The organism is Hymenobacter cyanobacteriorum (genome assembly GCF_022631375.1).
Classification (GTDB): domain Bacteria; phylum Bacteroidota; class Bacteroidia; order Cytophagales; family Hymenobacteraceae; genus Hymenobacter; species Hymenobacter cyanobacteriorum.
The window spans coordinates 345453-362553 of record NZ_JALBGC010000001.1; the positions used below are offsets into that span (position 1 = coordinate 345453).

A 17101-nucleotide genomic window follows, 5' to 3' on the forward strand; every position below is an offset into this window, starting at 1 on the left:
TGGTGCATACAAAAGGCCCGGACAGAACTGTCCGGGCCTTTTGTATGCACTGGCACACGCCAGCAATGCGCAAACACGCCGGCCGAAGCCAGCCCTACAAGCCTTCCACCACTTTCTTAATCAGGGCGGTGAGGCGCGGCTCGGCGGCGCCGGCAGCGGCGAAAATATCGGCCAGCACCACGGGCTTGAGGTGCCCGGGCGCGCACAAATCGGTAATCACCGACACGGCCAGCACCGGTAAATCCAGGTGGCGTGCGGCAATGACTTCGGGCACCGTGCTCATGCCCACGGCATCGGCCCCGATGGTGCGCAGGTAGCGGTATTCGGCGGGGGTTTCGAGCATGGGGCCGGGCACGCTGGCGTACACGCCGCGGCGGGTGGTGCCGGCCTGGCCCAGCGCCTGGGCCGCTGCTTCGGCGCGGGCCAGCAGGCCGGCATCGTAGGGCGCAAACATGTCGGGGAAGCGCGGGCCCAGCTCGTCGAGGTTGGGGCCGATGAGCGGGTTGCCGGGCTGCAGGTTGATGTGGTCGTCAATCAGCATCAAATCGGCAATATTGAAATCGGGGTTCAGGCCGCCGGCCGCGTTGCTCACCAGCAATTGCCCGATGCCCAGCAGCTTCAGCACTCGCACGGGCATAGCCACTTGCTGCATGGTGTAGCCCTCGTAGTAGTGAAAGCGCCCTTGCAGCACCGCCACCTTTTTGCCGCCCATGCGGCCCAGCAGCAGCCGCCCGGCGTGGCTCTCCACGGTGCTGAGCGGGAAGTGCGGGATGTCGGCGTAGTTGATTTCGTGTTCTACTTCCACCTCTTTGGCCAGCGCCCCGAGGCCGGTGCCGAGAATGATGCCGATGGCGGGCTGGAAGTTGGCGGAGCTGGCCTGGATGTAGGAAGCGGCTTCGCGGAGTTGGGAAAGCATAGGCAATGGGGTTAAAACCTGTCATCCTGAGCTTGCGAAGGACCTTATCACGTCGGAATAACTTCCTCAAACGTGATAAGGTCCTTCGCAAGCTCAGGATGACAGAAGGTTGTGAATGGCTACTTGATTTCGAGCGAGTACGGCAGCTTCGCCTGCACGCCGCGCATCTGCAGCAGCTGCTGGTACTGGGCATAGGCCGGGTACAGTGGCCCCAGCTCGGCCTTGATGGCGCGGGCTTTCACCTCGGCATCGTCGCCACCGCCGAAGCGGGCCAGCAGCGCTTCGAACGACGAGCGTTGGCGGGGCAGGCGCTGCACGCGGTAGTCGTCGGCTTTGAGGTGGGCGCGGGCGGCGGCAATGTTCAGGGCATCCTGGTAGTCGCCCAGCACGTCGACGAGGCCGTTGCCCTTGGCTTCGAGGCCGCTCCAGACGCGGCCCGAGGCCAGACGGCGCAGGCGCTCGACGGGCATGTGGCGGCCCAGCGCGGCTTTGCTGGTGAAGTCGGCGTAGATGTTATTGACCTCGCCCTGCAGGGTACGCTTCTCGAAGTCGGAGAGCGGGCGGGTGATGGTGGGCAGGTCGGAAAACTTGCCGGTCGTCACGCGGTCGACGGTGATGCCGAGCTTGTCGGCCAGCAGCGGCTGGATGTTGGGCAGCACGCCAAATACCCCGATGGAACCCGTGATGGTGTTGGAGTGCGCCACGATGGTGTCGCAGGCCATGGCAATGTAGTAGCCGCCTGAGGCCGCTACGTCGCTCATGCTGGCAATAATCGGCTTCACCTTTTTGGTTAGCACCACTTCGCGGTAGATGATGTCCGAAGCCAGCGACGAGCCGCCGGGCGAGTTGATGCGCAGCACCACGGCCTTCACTTTGTCGTCGAGGCGGGCCTTGCGGATGGCTTCGGCAAACTTAGTGCTGCCGATGTTGTCGTCGGAGCCTTTGCCGCTCACGATGTCGCCCTCGGCGTAAATCACGGCGATGCGGTTGCCGCTGGTCTTGCCTTCTTTTTCGTCGGCCTTGTCGCCGTCGGTGTAATCGTCGAGGCTCACCAGGTTGGGCTTTTTGTCCTTGGCTAAGCCCAGCTTGCCGCGCATGTAGTCCTGCACCTCATCGAAATAGCCGAGCTTGGTCACCATTTTTAGACGCAGGGCATCGGGGGCGTTGTGCACCAGCATCGAGTCGGAAATCACCTTCAGCCGTGCCGGGGCAATGCCGCGCGACTTGGCTACCTGGCCAATCATGTGGTTGTTGATGGAATTTAGGAACGACACCGTCTGGTAACGGGCCGAGTCAGAGAAGTTTTCGCGGAAAAACGGCTCCACGGCACTCTTGAACGAGCCCACGCGGAAGATATAGGGCTCGATGCCGGCCTTCTCGAACAGGCGCTTGTAGAACATCACCTCCGAGCTCAGCCCGTTGAATTCGAGCGTGCCCTGCGGGTGCAGGTAAATCTCATTGGCGACCGACGACAGGTAGAAGCTCTTTTCGGAGCTCACCTCGTGGTAGGCCACCACGAATTTGCCCGACTTCTTGAAATCGAGCAGCGCGTCGCGGACTTCCTCCAGCGAGGCCATGCCGCCTTGCACCAGCTCCAGGTTCAGCAGAATGCCTTTGATATCTTCGTCGGTTTTGGCCCGCTTAATGGCTTCTTTGATTTCGATGAGCCCGGTGGAGCCGCTACCGCTGAAGGGGCCAAACTCCCGGCCGCGGCCGCGCTCGGTCAGCGGCTCGTTCAGCTTGAGCTCCAGCACGGAGTTGGCGGCGACTTCCTTCTTGTCGTCGCTACTGGCCACCGCGCCAATAATGCCCGCGAAAATCAGAAACCCGAGAAAACTAAACGCAACCAGCCCGACGATGGTGGCCAGCACGAATTTGAAAAATTGACGCATGAATGCAGTTGAAAGGTTGAGAAGGTAAATGTAGGCCCGGGGGCTGAATCGGTGGAATAAGGGCGGGCAGGCAGTCGGTTTATCGTTGAGGCATTGTTAGCATTACAGCGGGTTTGTCATGCTGAACGCAGTGAAGCATCTGGGGTAATTCGTTGGACAAATTACCCCAGATGCTTCACTGCGTTCAGCATGACAGCTTAATACCCGTACTTCTCGCCCCACCAGCCGCGCAGCCGCTCCTGAATCTTGGCCTCGCTGGCATTATGGCCGGGCTCGTAGAACCGCTTGCCGCTCAGCGCATCGGGCAGAAACTCCTGTTCTTCGAAATTGCCCTCGCCGTTGTGCGAGTAGGCGTATTCCTTGCCGTAGCCGAGCTGTTTCATCAGGCGCGTAGGGGCGTTGCGCAGCGGCACCGGCACCGGGTACACGCCGTTGGCTTTCACCTCGGCCTGGGCGGCCCGGATGGCCGTGTAGGCGGCGTTGCTTTTGGGCGACGTAGCCAGGTAAATGACGGTCTGGGCTAGAATCAAATCCGACTCGGGCAGGCCGATGACGGTGCAGGCCTGGAAGCAGCTGGTGGCCAGCATCAGGGCGTTGGGGTTGGCGTTGCCGATGTCTTCGGAAGCCAGAATGAGCATGCGGCGGGCGATAAATTTTACGTCCTCACCGCCCTCCAGCATCACGGCTAGGTAGTAGAGCGCGGCGTTGGGGTCGGAGCCGCGCATGGATTTGATGAAGGCCGAAATGACGTCGTAGTGCATCTCGCCGCCCTTGTCGTAACGCGCCAACGGGCGCTGGGCCACCTGCTGCACCACCGCATCGGTAATCTGGATAACGCCTTTTTTGTCGGGCGGCGTGCTTTGCACCACAATTTCGAGGAGATTGAGCAGCTTGCGGGCATCGCCGCCGCTCAGGGCCAGCAGGGCGTGGTCCTCTTTCAGCACCACCTTTTTCTGCTGCATGGCCGCGTCCTCAGTCAGGGCCTTTTGCACGAGGCCGCGCAGCGTGTCGGCGCTCAACGCCTCCAGCACATACACCTGGCAGCGCGAGAGCAAGGCCGGAATCACTTCGAACGACGGATTCTCCGTAGTCGCGCCAATGAGCGTCACGGTGCCGTGCTCCACCGCCCCGAGCAGCGCATCCTGCTGCGCTTTGCTGAAACGGTGGATTTCATCAATAAATAGCACTGTACCGCGCTGCCGCTTGGCTTTTTCAATCACGTCACGCACGTCTTTCACCCCCGCGTTGATGGCGCTCAGGGCCGAAAACGGCTGTTTTAGCTCCGAGGCCAGCAGGTGCGCCAGGGTGGTTTTGCCCACGCCAGGCGGGCCCCACAGTATCAGGCTGGGCAACCGGCCGGAGTTCAGGTAGCGGCGCAGCACGCCGGTTTCGCCCACCAGGTGCTGCTGGCCGGCGTAGTCAGCCAAGCGGCGCGGGCGCTGGCGCTCGGCCAGCGGCGCGTCGAGGCCGGGCGCGGGCGGCGGGGTGAAGGCGGCGGGTTCGTCGTCGGGGAAGAGGGAAGTCATGAGAAGTAGCGCGAACTTTGTGTTCGCGTCCCCGCGCCGTTTCAACGACTCGTTCAGGGACGCGAGCTACAAAGTTCGCGCTACTTCGCGCTCCGACCGTCTTCCCCCTTCTCATGCGCAATTCCCTCCGCGTACACGCGGCCCTGTTCTTCGTTGCCCTCATCTACGCGGCCAACTATTCGCTTTCCAAAGACGTGATGCCGAAGTACATGGGGCCGTTTGGCATCGTAACGTTGCGCATTTTGGGGGCGGCGCTGTTCTTCGCCGTCATCAAATACTTCGTGGCCCCGCAGGATAAAATCGTCGGTCGAGCCGACAACCTGCGCTCCGTGGCCTGCGGCGCTCTGGGCATTGCCATCAATCAACTGCTGTTTTTTTCGGGGCTGAACCTGACCTCGCCCATCAGCGCCTCGCTGCTACAAACCATTGCGCCCATTGTAGTTGTCGTCGCCTCCGCCATTCTGCTCAAGGAGAAAATTACGCTCAAGCGCTTGCTAGGCATAATCGTGGGCATGGTTGGCGCGGGCTTGGTCATTCTGGGGCGCAACACACAGGCGGCGGTATATCCCAACGCCACGCTGGGCAACATATGCATTCTGGCTAATGCCACGGTGTTTGGCCTTTATCTGGTGCTGTCGGCCCCGCTTATGCGCAAGTACCACGCCTTCACGGTGCTGGCGCGGGTGTTTCTGGTGGGCGCGTTCATTGCGGTGCCGTTTGGCTGGCGCGATGCCCTGACGGCCGACTACGCCCACTTCCCGCTCTACATCTGGCTCGAAATCGGCTACATGATAGTCTTCCTCACCATCCTGGCCTATTTGCTAAATAACTGGGCCCTGAAGTACGCCTCCCCTGCCCTGCTGGGCGTGTACATCTACCCGCAGCCGGTGCTGGCCGTGCTCATCGCCGTGGCAATAGGCAAAGACCACCTCACCTGGGACAAGGCCGGGCAGGCAGCCCTCATCTTCTTGGGCGTGTGGCTGGTGAGCCAGAAACCGAAAGCTGCTGCGGGGCCGGCAGTGGCGGCGGAAGCGGGGCGGGATTAAGACTATCTCTAATATTTCCGAAGTTTCGTACAAAAAATGTATAAAATCCTCGTTGGCTCAAACTTTGGTTGCGGTAAAGCAATGGGCATATTCTGCCCATTGCAAATCAAACATTCATAAGAATTAATTCGATACGAAGCAGTTCACAGTAGTTGTCAAGGATTTCTTGACAACTCGCTAGCGTGTATTTACAGTTATCCGATAATTCCGGACAAATGCATTTTGTCATCTTCGAGTACGTAAGGATTCCTTACCTACTCAATCGTTTTCTAATTTACTGTATCCGTTTTGCCGCTTACTACATTCGCAGCCCAACAACGTTGGGTCCGCTAATCGAAGCAGACGTGTTCAGCGTCAATGCCACCAGCGCTTGTTTGCGTTGCTTGGTAAGCAGACTATACATTGTTATCAACCGCTGCTTATTTCCACTATTTGCATAATCGTCAAACTCAAAACCTTCCAGCTTGAACCCGCCAGTTCGGCCGAACTGCTTATCCAGGTCTTGCAGCATTGGTTTTACTTTTTGTAAATCTCCCGGCTGGAAATAGTGCGGGTCCATTTGCAAGAGCAAGTCGTCATAATTCTCACTTTTGAGTAGTCGGCCAACCTCATCAAATTTATTCTTGGCCATGTCAACCGCATCCAATTCCTTCATCGGGTATGAATGGGAGTAGCTGTTGTCTTTGCCTTTGATGGTGATTCTAACATAGTCGTATTTATCTCGCTCGGCCGGGCTAACGGCGCTGTAAAACAGATAGGCGCAATTTGATGCTGGAATACTCAGCTTCGGAAAAGCCCCTTCAAGCCGGTCGTTCGTTAACTCCAACTCCACGTAGCGGCCTTGCGCGGCCGTAGTATCTGTCGATTTATTTACCCCGGATTTTGCGCTCAGGCTGCCACCGTACTCCTGCATCACCGCATTGGTTCCGGATTCGCTAACACCTCCGCAACCAGCAAACATGGCGATAAGAGCAATCAGAAAAGAGTAGATTTTAAACATGAAATCGAAGTGAAAGGTGAAATAAAGAAGACCTTCTCGATTAAATCGAGAAGGTCTTTCCGGAACAAATTAATTAAATAAACCTACAGGTGAATCACCTCGCCGTAGGCAGCAGCAGCAGCTTCCATAATGGCTTCCGACATGGTGGGGTGCGGGTGCACGGCCTTGATGATTTCGTGGCCGGTGGTTTCGAGCTTGCGAGCCACCACTACTTCGGCAATCATCTCGGTCACGTTCATGCCAATCATGTGGGCGCCGAGCCACTCGCCGTATTTCTTGTCGAAGATGACTTTCACGAAGCCGTCCTTGGCGCCGGCGGCGCTGGCTTTGCCCGAGGCCGAGAACGGGAATTTGCCCACCAGCACGTCGTAGCCTTTGGCTTTGGCTTCGGCTTCGGTGTAGCCCACGCTGGCAATTTCGGGCGAGGCGTAGGTGCAGCCGGGGATGTTCTGGTAGTTGAGCGGTTCGGGGTGATGGCCGGCAATTTTCTCCACGCAGATGATGCCTTCGGCCGAGGCCACGTGGGCCAGCGCGGGGCCGGGCACGATGTCGCCGATGGCGTAGATGCCGGGCACGTTGGTCTGGTAGAAATCGTCGACCAGCACGCGGCCGCGCTCTACTTTAATGCCCAGCTCTTCGAGGCCGATATTCTCCAGGTTGGTGGTCACGCCCACGGCGCTCAGCACCACGTCGCAGTCAATCTGCTGCTCACCTTTGGCGGTTTTGATGGTCACTTTGCAGCCTTCACCAGCGGTATCCACCTTGGTTACTTCGGCGCTGGTGAGCACGTTTACGCCGATTTTACGGAACGACTTCTCCATCTGGCGCGACACTTCCTCGTCCTCCACCGGCACGATGCGGGGCAGGAACTCCACCACCGTCACCTCCGAACCCATGGTGCGGTAGAAGTAGGCAAACTCAACGCCGATGGCGCCCGAGCCCACTACCACGAGGCGCTTGGGCAGCTGCTCCATGCTCATGGCCTTGCGGTAGCCAATGATTTTTTTGTTGTCGACGGGCATGGTGGGCAGCTCGCGCGAGCGGGCCCCGGTGGCCAGAATGATGGATTTGGCCTCTACGGTTTCCTTGCTGCCGTCGGCCTTGGTCACCTCCACTTTGCCGGGAGCCAACAGCTTGCCGGTGCCCATGATGGTTTCAATCTTGTTCTTTTTGAACAGGAAGTTGATGCCCTTGCTCATGCCATCAGCCACGCTGCGGCTGCGGCCGATAACGGCGCCGAAGTCGTAGCCCACGCCTTCGGCTTTCAGCCCGTAGTCGGCGGCATGGTTGAGGTATTCGAACACCTGCGCGCTTTTGAGCAGGGCTTTGGTAGGGATGCAGCCCCAGTTGAGGCAGATACCGCCGAGCGACTCGCGCTCAATCACACCCACTTTCAAACCCAGTTGCGAAGCCCGGATAGCGGCCACGTACCCGCCGGGGCCACTGCCGACCACGACCAAATCAAATTGCAATGCCATAAATTTTCAAAAGGAAATGGTAAAAAGAGGAACCGGCGGCCGGCTCTTTTCATTCTGGCGCAAAGATAGCCGCGCCCCGGCACCGCGCGCTATCGGTGCCCGGTTGGGCGTTAACTTGCAAGCATCATCTCGGCACAGCTATTGTTGGGCCTTTCCCGTATAAGGCCCGCCGCCGGGGCTCCCGGCCAGGCCATACCACTTCTGCACTCCATGAAATCACGTTTCCGCTCGCCATTGGCAGCCCTCGGGCTGCTGGCTTTTCTCAGCAACTGCGCCACTACTGTTAAGGAAAAGGAAAAGCCGTCGAACACCAGCCAGTCGATTGAGATGCCGGCCGTCTCCGATGCCCGCCGCCCCGACTCGACCGGCGCGGCCAGCACCGCCACCGATGCCCGCACCACTGGCGCGGCCAGCGGCATTGCCGCTACGCCAGCCACGGCCGTTGCCTCTGATGTAGCGGCAGCGAACACGCTGTCGGCCTCGGCGGCCTCGGCCGAGCGCGCCCGGGAGAAAAAGCTGACCACGGAAGAGTATCGGACCATGCTGGCCGAGGCCGAAGCCGCCGTGAAGCGCAACCCCAAGGATGGCGAGGCGCTGCTGAAACGCGCCAAAGCCAAGAGCTACCTGCGCGAATACCCCGCGGCTCAGGTTGATTACACGGCCGCTATTCGCTACCAGAAAAACAACCCCGACGCCTACTACAACCGCGGCGTCAACCACCTGATGATGAAGCAGTACAAAGCAGCCACAACGGATTTTTCCGGGGCGCTGAAGTACCGGCCCGACGATAAGGAATCCTTCTTCGGTCGGGGCGTAGCCAAGATGCAGATGTACCAGTACAAGCCTGCTGTGGCCGATTTCACCCGCGCCATCCAGCTCGATTCGGCCTACGCCGATGCCTGGGAGTACCGGGGCATCAGCTACTCGTCGTTCGACAAACTCTCGGAAGCCCGCCGCGACCTCGAAAAAGCCACCAAGCTCAATCCCGAAGCCGCTAAAAGCATGCGCCGTTACCTGGGCAACAACGACGGCCTGGCTCCCATCAAGCCCGCGCCGGTGGCGCGCCCCGGCACTGGCTACCATCCCAAGCCCGGCGCCCACTAAGCTGTTAAACTTTGGTTGACGAATAAAAGAACGTCATGCTGAGCGCAGCCGAAGCATCTCTACCGCGAGAGTAAATAGTTACTTTCACGGTAGAGATGCTTCGGCTGCGCTCAGCATGACGTTCTCATTTTGTTATTCTACTTCCCACCAAAAAACAGCTTGAAGTAGAAGCTGGGCTTGCGCAGCCGCTCGCGCAGGTCCAAATCCATGAACATCATCGACAGGGTTTCGGCCAGCGTGGGGTTGTTCACGGCGCGGTTGGCCACGATGTTGAACAGGCTGGGGAAGTTGAGCAGGCGCTGCATCACGCGGCTCAGGCGCAGCTCCTGCCCCAGGCGGTTGTACACGGCTTTGTCGTAATTTTTGAGGAATTCGGGGCTGAAATCAGCTTTTTTCACAGCTTCGGCGGCCCAGATGGCGGCGTGGCGGCCGCTCACCATAGCATGCGAAATACCCTCGCCCGAAAACGGGTCGATGAGCGAGCCGGCGTCGCCGAGCAGAAAATAGCCCTGGCCCGACAGCGCCCGCCGCTTCGAGCCCAGCGGCAGGCCGAAGCCCTTTACGGAGCCCAGCCGCGTGGCCCCGGCGAAGCGCGGGGCCAGCGTGGGGTGCGTAGCCAGAATCTCGTCGAGGCGCTGGCGCAGGTTTACTTTTTTGTCGGCTACGGCTTTCGAGAGCATGCCTACGCCCACGTTGGCCTGGCCGTTGGGCAGCGGAAATACCCAGAGGTAGCCCGGCAGGAAGTCCTTGATGAAGTGCAGCTCGATGAAGTTATCGGGGCTGAGGCCGGTCACGCCGTCGTAGTAGGTGCGCAGGCCGGCGCAGTGGTGGTCGGGTTCCAGCGCGTGGCCGGCCACTTTGCGGGCAAATTCGGATTGGGCGCCGTTGGCTACCAGCAGCAGGCGGCAGGTGGCGATTTCCTGGCCGGCTTTGTCGAAGAGCTGCCAGCCGGTGGGCGTGCGCTCGGTGCGGGCCACGTCCACGTTTTCGCGGAAGTCGATTTCCGGCCGCCGGCGCACTTCTTCGACCAGGAAATTATCGAAGTCGATGCGCTTGGCGACGTGGCCGGCGGTGTGGTCGGTGGCCTTATCGAACTTGGGTTTGAAGGGAATGGCGAGCTTGCGGCCGTTGGGCGCGATGAAGTCGATGCCCCAGCTGGGAATCTGGATGGGCGAGGCAGCCAGCTTGGCGTGCAGGCCGGGCTCGATGCGCTTCAACTCGTTGATGACCTTGCCGCTGAGGGCGTCGCCGCAGGTTTTGTCGCGCGGGAAGGCGGCGCGGTCCAGCAGCAGGCAGGGCTGGCCGGCGTTGGCGAGGTGCAGAGCGGCGGCGGCCCCGCCGGGGCCCGCGCCCAGAATGCAGATATCAATCATTTTGGAGCTGTTAGCTGAAAGCTATTAGCTGTTAGCTTTCTCTAAAATCAGCCTTCTAGCCACGCCAAACAGTTATCAAAGCTAACAGCTAGCAGCTAAAAGCTAATAGCTCGTAATAGCTACCTTCGCCCCATGACCAACACACTCACCGGAAAAGTGGCCCTCGTAACGGGCGCTTCCAAAGGAATTGGCCGCGCCATCGCGGCGCATTTTGCCCAGCTCGGCGCCGATGTCGCCTTCACGTATTTGTCGTCGGTGGAGAAGGGCCAGGCCCTCGAAACCGAACTGTCGGCCGCCGGCACCAAGGTGAAAGGCTACCGCTCCGACGCCTCCGACTACGCCCAGGCCGAACAGCTGATTACCGACGTGGTGGCCGATTTCGGCAAGCTCGATATCCTCGTCAATAACGCCGGCATCACGCAGGACGGCCTGCTGATGCGCATGAGCGAGGAGCAATGGGACAACGTCCTCAACGTCAACCTCAAGTCGGTGTTCAACCTCACCAAAGCCGCCACCAAGCCCATGATGCGCGCCAAAGCCGGCTCCATCATCAACATGACCAGCGTGGTGGGCATCAAAGGCAACGCCGGGCAGGCCAACTACGCGGCCAGCAAGGCCGGCATCATCGGCTTCACCAAATCGGTGGCGCTGGAGCTGGGCTCGCGCAACATTCGCTGCAACGCCGTGGCCCCCGGCTTCATCGAAACCGAAATGACCGATGCCCTCGACCCCAAGCAGGTGGACGAGTGGCGCAAGGCCATCCCGCTCAAGCGCGGCGGCCGGCCCGAGGATGTGGCGAAGGCCACCGCGTTTCTGGCGTCGGATGATTCGGCCTACATCACCGGCCAGGTGCTGCAGGTAGATGGCGGGATGCTGACGTAGGAATTTATACGGCTACCCAAGGTGGAGACGCACTATTTTGCGACTCGTCGTTGCTGATGTTGTTAGGCGGGCACAATAAAGTTGTGACGCCGGCCCTTCAACGATGAGACGTAAAAAGTGCGTCTCTACTGCTGTTTACAGTTGCAGAATACATCCTCGGATTACGTCAAAACCAAAAGGCAGATGCTGCCAATCGGCGTGTTTTCGCAAACACCTACGCTGAGCAAAGTAGCTGTTTATGATGAAGTAAGTGATGGATATATTGAGCTCAATTGGCAAGCTGCTGCTTTATCTGTTCGTAGCTGCCTTTATTGGCTGGGGACTTTTTCATGAAGTACTCAACCGAGCGGATAGCAGAGAAGAGCGGAAGCAACAAGTGCACTTGATGAATTTGTTGGATGACAATGAATTACACGAGGGGGATTTAATTTTCCATACTTCTCAGTCAGCCCAAAGCCAAGCCATTCAACTGGCTACTCATTCGCCTTATAGCCATTGCGGAATCTTATACAAAGAGGCTGGCAGATGGCAGGTTTTCGAAGCAATACAGCCGGTTCAACTCACCCCCTTGGCGGTGTGGATTGCGCGCGGAAGTGGCGAGCATTTCGTGGTGAAGCGGTTGAAAACCGCTGGCAACTCGTTGGCTCCAAGCGAAATTACACGGCTGAAGGATGCGGGGCGGCCCATGCTGGGGCATAAGTACGACCTGTATTTTGGCTGGTCCGATGACCGGATTTATTGCTCCGAGCTCATCTGGAAGGTGTACGAGCGTGGGCTTGGCCGGCAGCTGGGGCAGCTCCAGCAGCTGCGCGATTTCGACCTGAGCAACCCCGCCGTGCAGGCCAAGCTGCGCGAGCGGTACGGCAACCGGCTGCCGCTGAACGAAACGGTGATTTCGCCGGCCAGCATCTTCAACAGTCCCGAACTGGTTACCGTGCTCAACCGTTGAACCGGCGGGCGGCTGCAACTTTAGCGGCGCGGGCCGACCTTTAGGGCTGATTCAATTCGACTTTTCTTTTGCTGACTACCCAATATTCTCCTTGGCTCATCCTCGTCTGCCTGCTGGTGGGCGCGGGCTACGCGGCCCTGCAATACTCGGCCAAAGCACCCTGGAGCCCGCAGCGCAACTATGCGCTGGCGGCACTGCGCTTTGCCGTGGTAAGCTTTCTGTGCTACCTGCTGCTGGCCCCGGTCATCAAAACCACCACCACGCGCACCGAAGCCCCCACGCTGGTGCTGGCCGTCGACAACTCGCAGTCGGTGGAGTTGTTCACGCCCAAAAACGTGCTGGGGCAGGCCACCACGGGCCTCGCCAAGCTGGCCGAAACCTTGCGCGGCCGGGGCTTCACCGTCGAAACCCGCACGCTGACGTCGGTGCCCGGCCGCCCGGCCCCACTTGATTCGCTGCGCTTCTCGGCCGCCGCCACCGACCTCGACCAGCTGCTGGCCGGCACCCGCGACGCCTACGACGGCCGCAACCTGGCGGGCGTGGTGCTTCTTTCGGATGGCCTCGTGAACCAGGGCCGCAGCCCGGTTTATTCGGAGTTCAACTTCCCGATTTACAGCGTGGCGGTGGGCGACACCATCCCCAAGAAGGACCTGCGCCTCACCGGCCTCACCTATAACCGCGTAGCGTTCAGTGGCAATAAATTCCCGATTGAGGCCGAGCTGGGCTTCGAGGGCTACGCGGGCGGCGCGGCCACCGTGGAGCTGCGCGAGGGCAGCCGCGTGCTCGACAGCCGCCGCGTGGCCCTGCCGGCCGGCCGCCGCCGCGTGCGCACCACCTTCCAGCTTACCGCGCCCGCGCCGGGCAAGCGGCGCTACGAGGTGCGCATTGTGCCCCAAGCCGGCGAGTTTACCGAGCTGAATAATGCCCGCACGGCCTTTATCGAAATCGTAAAGGGCAAGCTGCGCGTGTTGTTGGCCGGTGCGGCCCCGCACCCCGACCTTAAAGCTCTGCGCGCCGCCATTCTGGCCAACGACAATTTCGACCTGACCCTGGCCCTGCCCGGCGTGCAGCCGCTAAAGGCCGATGCCGATTTCGACGTGGCCATTCTGCACCAGCTGCCGGCGCAGGGCGGGCTGGGCCAGGAGATTCTGGCTCAGGTGAAGGCCCGCAAAACGCCTGCGTTCTACATTCTGGGGGCGCAGTCCGATTTGGTGGCCTACAACCAGCTGGGGGCGGGCCTCACCATTCAGCCGCGCGGGGCGCAGACGGATGAGGTGACGCCGGTGCCCAACCCCGGCTTTGCCCGCTTTGCTACCGATGAGGAATCGGCCCGCCGCTTTGCGCAGTACCCGCCCGCACCGGTGCCGTTTGGCGACTACCGCCTCGGGGCCGGGGCCGAAGCGGCGCTCTGGCAGCAGGTGGGCCGCGTGGCCACGCAAAAGCCGCTGCTGGTGTTCGGGGGCCCGCAAGACCGCCGGCAGGCCACGCTGCTCACGGATGGCAGCTGGCAGTGGCGCCTGAGCGAAGCCGTGGCCCACGACGACAAGCCCGAGGCCTACGACCGCCTCATCATCCGCACACTCCAGCTCCTCACCCAGAACGCCAACAAAAAGCGTCTCGACGTGTACCCTACGCAGGACGCCTTCGGCACGCGGGACGACGTGACGTTGGGCGCGGAAACCTACAACGCCGTGTTTGAGCGCCTCTACAACCAGAAAATCGAACTGGTGCTGACCGATGCCAAGCAGCAGGCCCGCCGCTTCTCGTTTGCCAACGCGGAGGATGGCTCGCCGCTGCACCTGGGGCCGCTGCCGGCCGGGCTGTACAAGTACCAGGCTCGCGCTACGCTCGGCGGCCAGGCCCAGCAGGATGCCGGCGAGTTGCTGGTGCAGGCGCAGCCGCTGGAGGCGCTGGAATCGAAGGCTGACCACAACCTGCTGGCGCAGCTCTCGCGCCGCAGCGGCTCGCAGCTGTACTACCCGGCGCAGATGGATAAATTGGCGCAGGATATTATCAAAGCCAATTACAAGCCGGTAATTACGGCCGAAGACGACCTGAAGGATTTAATCAATCTGAAGTGGATTTTCTTCGTGATTCTGGCCTTTTTGACGGTGGAATGGGCCGTGCGCAAGTATTCGGGCAGCGTATAGAAGAACGTCATGCAGAGCGCAGCGAAGCATCTCGCATGCTTCAACTAAATCCTATCGATTGTTTTACTATCACAAGCGAGATGCTTCGTTGCGCTCTGCATGACGGTTCGGTTTCACCGTTCTTTTGGCTGCATCGTAAAGTAGAAACTCCGTCCAACCGTCCCCTCTCCTACTTTACCGAACCGTTATGAAAATACGAGCCATTATCACCGGCGCTACCGGCATGGTGGGCGAGGGCGTCCTACTCGAATGCCTGGCCAACCCCAACGTGGAGCACGTGCTGGTGCTCACGCGCAAGCCCACCGGCCGCAGCCACTCCAAAATGCAGGAGCTGCTGGTGCCCGACCTGGCCAACCTGAGCGCCGTGGAAAGTCAGCTGACCGGCTACAACGCGTGTTTTTTCTGCGCGGGCATTTCCTCGGTGGGCATTTCGAAGGAAGAATACGAGCGCATCACCCACGACATGACGCTGGCCGTGGCCCAAACCCTGGTGCGCCTGAATCCGGCGATGACGTTCATCTACGTATCCGGCGCGGGCACCGACAGTGCCGAAAAGAGCGGCCAGCACTGGGCCCGCGTGAAGGGCCGCACCGAAAACGAGCTGCTGGCCCTGCCCTTCCAGGCCGCTTACATGTTCCGGCCGGGGTTCATGAAGGCCACCGAAGGCCAGCGCAATGTTCTGAAGTGGTACGGCGCAATTGCCTGGCTCTACCCGGTAGCCCGCAAGCTGGCGCCGCAGTTCGTGAGCACGATGCAGGAAGTAGGCCGGGCCATGATTAACGCGGCCGATTTTGGCTACTCCAAACCCGTGCTCGAAGTGCGCGACATCGTGGCGCTGGCGCGGGCCCGGGCCGTTGTGGGGGGCGGCGTTCAGGCGGAAGCTGGCCCGTCTTCCTGAGCATTTCCCCAACAGCTTGCCCTCCCGTTCCTCTTTCATGCGTGAATTCTTCAGAAAATTTCTTGTGACCACCGGCTCCCTTCTTGGCATCCTGCTTGTGGCGGTGGTGGCTTTCACCAGCCTCAGCCCCCAACTGGGCGGCACGCCCACCGACCCCGAAAAGGCGGCCTACGCCAAATCGGGCCACTACCAGAACGGCAAGTTCGTGAACCTGTTGCCTACCAAGGAACTCACAGGCGGCAGCACGGTGGGGGTGATGTGGAATTTCCTGTTTCGTAAATCGCCGCAGGCCGCGCCGCCCGGTCCGCTGCCCCAGCAGCCGCTCGATTCGCTGGCCATCGTGCGCAAAACGCCCGAACTGCTGCGCATTACGTGGTTCGGCCACTCGGCCAGTCTGCTCGAAATCGCGGGCCAGAACATCCTGCTCGACCCCATGCTGAGCGTGAAGATGGGCCCCGTGAGCTGGGCCACGCCCAAGCGCTACAACCCCGCGCTGGCCATCGACCCCACCAAGCTGCCCTACATTGCCGCCGTGCTCATTTCGCACGACCACTACGACCACCTCGACTACGAAACCATCGAGAAAATCAAGGACCGGGTGGGGCAGTTTTACGTGCCGCTGGGCATTGCGCCGCACCTGCGCGCCTGGGGCGTGCCCCGCAACCGCATCACCGAAATGAACTGGGGCGACAGCGTGCAACTCCCCAACCTAAAGCTGCGCTGCACGCCCAGCCGCCACTTTTCGGGCCGCGGCCTCACCAACCGCAACTCCACGCTGTGGTGCTCGTGGGTGGTGCAGGGAGCCAGCAAGCGCGTGTTCTACACCGGCGATGGCGGCTACGGGCCGCACTTTGCCGCCATTGGGCGGCAGTACGGGCCGTTTGATTTGGCCGTAGTGGAGTGCGGGCAGTACAACGAGGGCTGGGCCGAAATCCACATGAAGCCCGAGCAGAGCGTGCAGGCCGCCCGCGACGTGCGCGCCGCCGTGATGCTGCCCGTGCACTGGGGCGCGTTCACCGAATCCCTCCACGCCTGGAACGAGCCCGTGCAGCGCGCCACCGCCGAGGCCGCCCGGCTGGGCCAGGTCATCACCACCCCGCACCTGGGCGAGCCGGTAACTTTGGGGGCTGCACTGCCGCAGGAGCGGTGGTGGGAGCGGTAAACAGAACGGTCATGCTGAGCGAAGTCGAAGCATCTCGCGTGCCACCACTAATTCTTTTTTCACGATTGAATTACTACCACACGCGAGATGCTTCGACTTCGCTCAGCATGACCGTTCTGATTTGAAAAAGCCTCATGCCTTACATCCTGCTGAACAAGCCCTACGAAGTCCTCACCCAGTTCACCGACGAGCACGGCCGGGCCACGCTCAAGGATTTTGTGCCCGTGCCCAACGTGTACCCCGTCGGTCGCCTCGATTTCGATAGCGAAGGCTTGCTCCTGCTCACCGACGACAAGCAGCTCCAGCACCGCCTCAGCGACCCTAAATTCAAAGTCCCGAAAACCTACTGGGCCCAGGTCGAAGGCACAGTTACAGAAGCAGCCTTGCAGCAGCTGCGGCGCGGCGTGCAGGTAAAAGAAGGCCTCACCGCCCCCGGCGAAGCTACTGAACTGCCCGAACCCGCCCACCTCTGGCCGCGCACCCCGCCTATCCGCTACCGCGCCAGCATCCCCACCAGCTGGCTGGAAATCCAGATTTCGCAGGGCATGAACCGCCAGGTGCGCAAGATGTGCGCCGCCGTGGGGCTGCCGTGTCTGCGGCTGGTGCGGGCGGCCATTGGCCCGCTGGGTCTGGGCATATTGCAGCCCGGGCAGTGGCGTGAGTTGACAACGGCCGAAGTAGCGGAGTTGCGCAGACTAAGCGGCAGCGGGCGGCGTTTTTAGGCT

Annotated in this window: 14 protein-coding genes; 8 read left to right on the forward strand and 6 right to left on the reverse strand. The window is 60.7% G+C overall.

Annotated elements, in window-relative coordinates:
• Positions 1–94 precede the first annotated feature (94 nt).
• The 3 genes from MON38_RS01595 to MON38_RS01605 form a co-directional block, all read right to left on the reverse strand.
• Positions 95–916 (reverse strand): purine-nucleoside phosphorylase, encoded by an 822-nt coding sequence (locus tag MON38_RS01595; protein WP_241934379.1) that lies wholly within the window; start codon positions 914–916, stop codon positions 95–97.
• 119 nt (positions 917–1035) lie between these two features.
• Positions 1036–2808: a signal peptide peptidase SppA gene (sppA, locus tag MON38_RS01600; RefSeq protein WP_241934380.1), complete on the reverse strand. Its 1773-nt coding sequence runs from the start codon at positions 2806–2808 to the stop codon at positions 1036–1038.
• A 197-nt stretch (positions 2809–3005) separates the two neighbouring features.
• Positions 3006–4334 (reverse strand): replication-associated recombination protein A, encoded by a 1329-nt coding sequence (locus MON38_RS01605; RefSeq protein WP_241934381.1) that lies wholly within the window; start codon positions 4332–4334, stop codon positions 3006–3008.
• Between the two features lie 113 nt (positions 4335–4447).
• On the opposite strand from MON38_RS01605, the gene MON38_RS01610 reads away from it, so the two are divergent.
• Complete coding sequence (locus MON38_RS01610) at positions 4448–5380, forward strand: DMT family transporter (RefSeq protein WP_241934382.1); 933 nt, start codon at positions 4448–4450, stop codon at positions 5378–5380.
• A 298-nt stretch (positions 5381–5678) separates the two neighbouring features.
• Here MON38_RS01610 and MON38_RS01615 read toward each other — a convergent pair whose 3' ends face one another.
• Both MON38_RS01615 and lpdA read right to left on the reverse strand, forming a co-directional pair.
• The gene (locus MON38_RS01615) at positions 5679–6380 is read right to left on the reverse strand and encodes a hypothetical protein (RefSeq protein WP_241934383.1); all 702 of its coding nucleotides are present in this window, start codon (positions 6378–6380) and stop codon (positions 5679–5681) included.
• An 83-nt stretch (positions 6381–6463) separates the two neighbouring features.
• Complete coding sequence (lpdA, locus tag MON38_RS01620) at positions 6464–7858, reverse strand: dihydrolipoyl dehydrogenase (RefSeq protein WP_241934384.1); 1395 nt, start codon at positions 7856–7858, stop codon at positions 6464–6466.
• 210 nt (positions 7859–8068) lie between these two features.
• Here lpdA and MON38_RS01625 point away from each other — a divergent pair, with 210 nt between their 5' ends.
• Positions 8069–8962: a tetratricopeptide repeat protein gene (locus MON38_RS01625; protein WP_241934385.1), complete on the forward strand. Its 894-nt coding sequence runs from the start codon at positions 8069–8071 to the stop codon at positions 8960–8962.
• Between the two features lie 137 nt (positions 8963–9099).
• Here the strand turns inward: MON38_RS01625 and MON38_RS01630 are convergent, their stop codons facing one another.
• Positions 9100–10335 (reverse strand): NAD(P)/FAD-dependent oxidoreductase, encoded by a 1236-nt coding sequence (locus tag MON38_RS01630; protein ID WP_241934386.1) that lies wholly within the window; start codon positions 10333–10335, stop codon positions 9100–9102.
• A gap of 132 nt (positions 10336–10467) precedes the next feature.
• Between MON38_RS01630 and fabG the strand changes: the two genes are divergently transcribed.
• The 6 genes from fabG (at position 10468) to MON38_RS01660 (ending at position 17098) form a co-directional block, all read left to right on the forward strand.
• Entirely contained in the window at positions 10468–11217 is a 750-nt protein-coding gene (fabG, locus tag MON38_RS01635; protein WP_241934387.1) for a 3-oxoacyl-[acyl-carrier-protein] reductase, read from the forward strand.
• Between the two features lie 253 nt (positions 11218–11470).
• Positions 11471–12166, forward strand: coding sequence for a YiiX family permuted papain-like enzyme (locus MON38_RS01640; protein ID WP_241934388.1), 696 nt, complete (start codon positions 11471–11473; stop codon positions 12164–12166).
• Positions 12167–12234: 68 nt separating this feature from the next.
• The gene (locus MON38_RS01645) at positions 12235–14316 is read left to right on the forward strand and encodes a VWA domain-containing protein (RefSeq protein ID WP_241934389.1); all 2082 of its coding nucleotides are present in this window, start codon (positions 12235–12237) and stop codon (positions 14314–14316) included.
• Between the two features lie 187 nt (positions 14317–14503).
• Positions 14504–15214, forward strand: a complete 711-nt coding sequence (locus MON38_RS01650; protein WP_241934390.1) for an NAD-dependent epimerase/dehydratase family protein — start codon at positions 14504–14506, stop codon at positions 15212–15214.
• Between the two features lie 64 nt (positions 15215–15278).
• Positions 15279–16376 (forward strand): MBL fold metallo-hydrolase, encoded by a 1098-nt coding sequence (locus MON38_RS01655; RefSeq protein ID WP_241934391.1) that lies wholly within the window; start codon positions 15279–15281, stop codon positions 16374–16376.
• 134 nt (positions 16377–16510) lie between these two features.
• Entirely contained in the window at positions 16511–17098 is a 588-nt protein-coding gene (locus tag MON38_RS01660) for a pseudouridine synthase (RefSeq protein WP_241934392.1), read from the forward strand.
• The last annotated feature ends 3 nt before the right edge of the window (positions 17099–17101 follow it).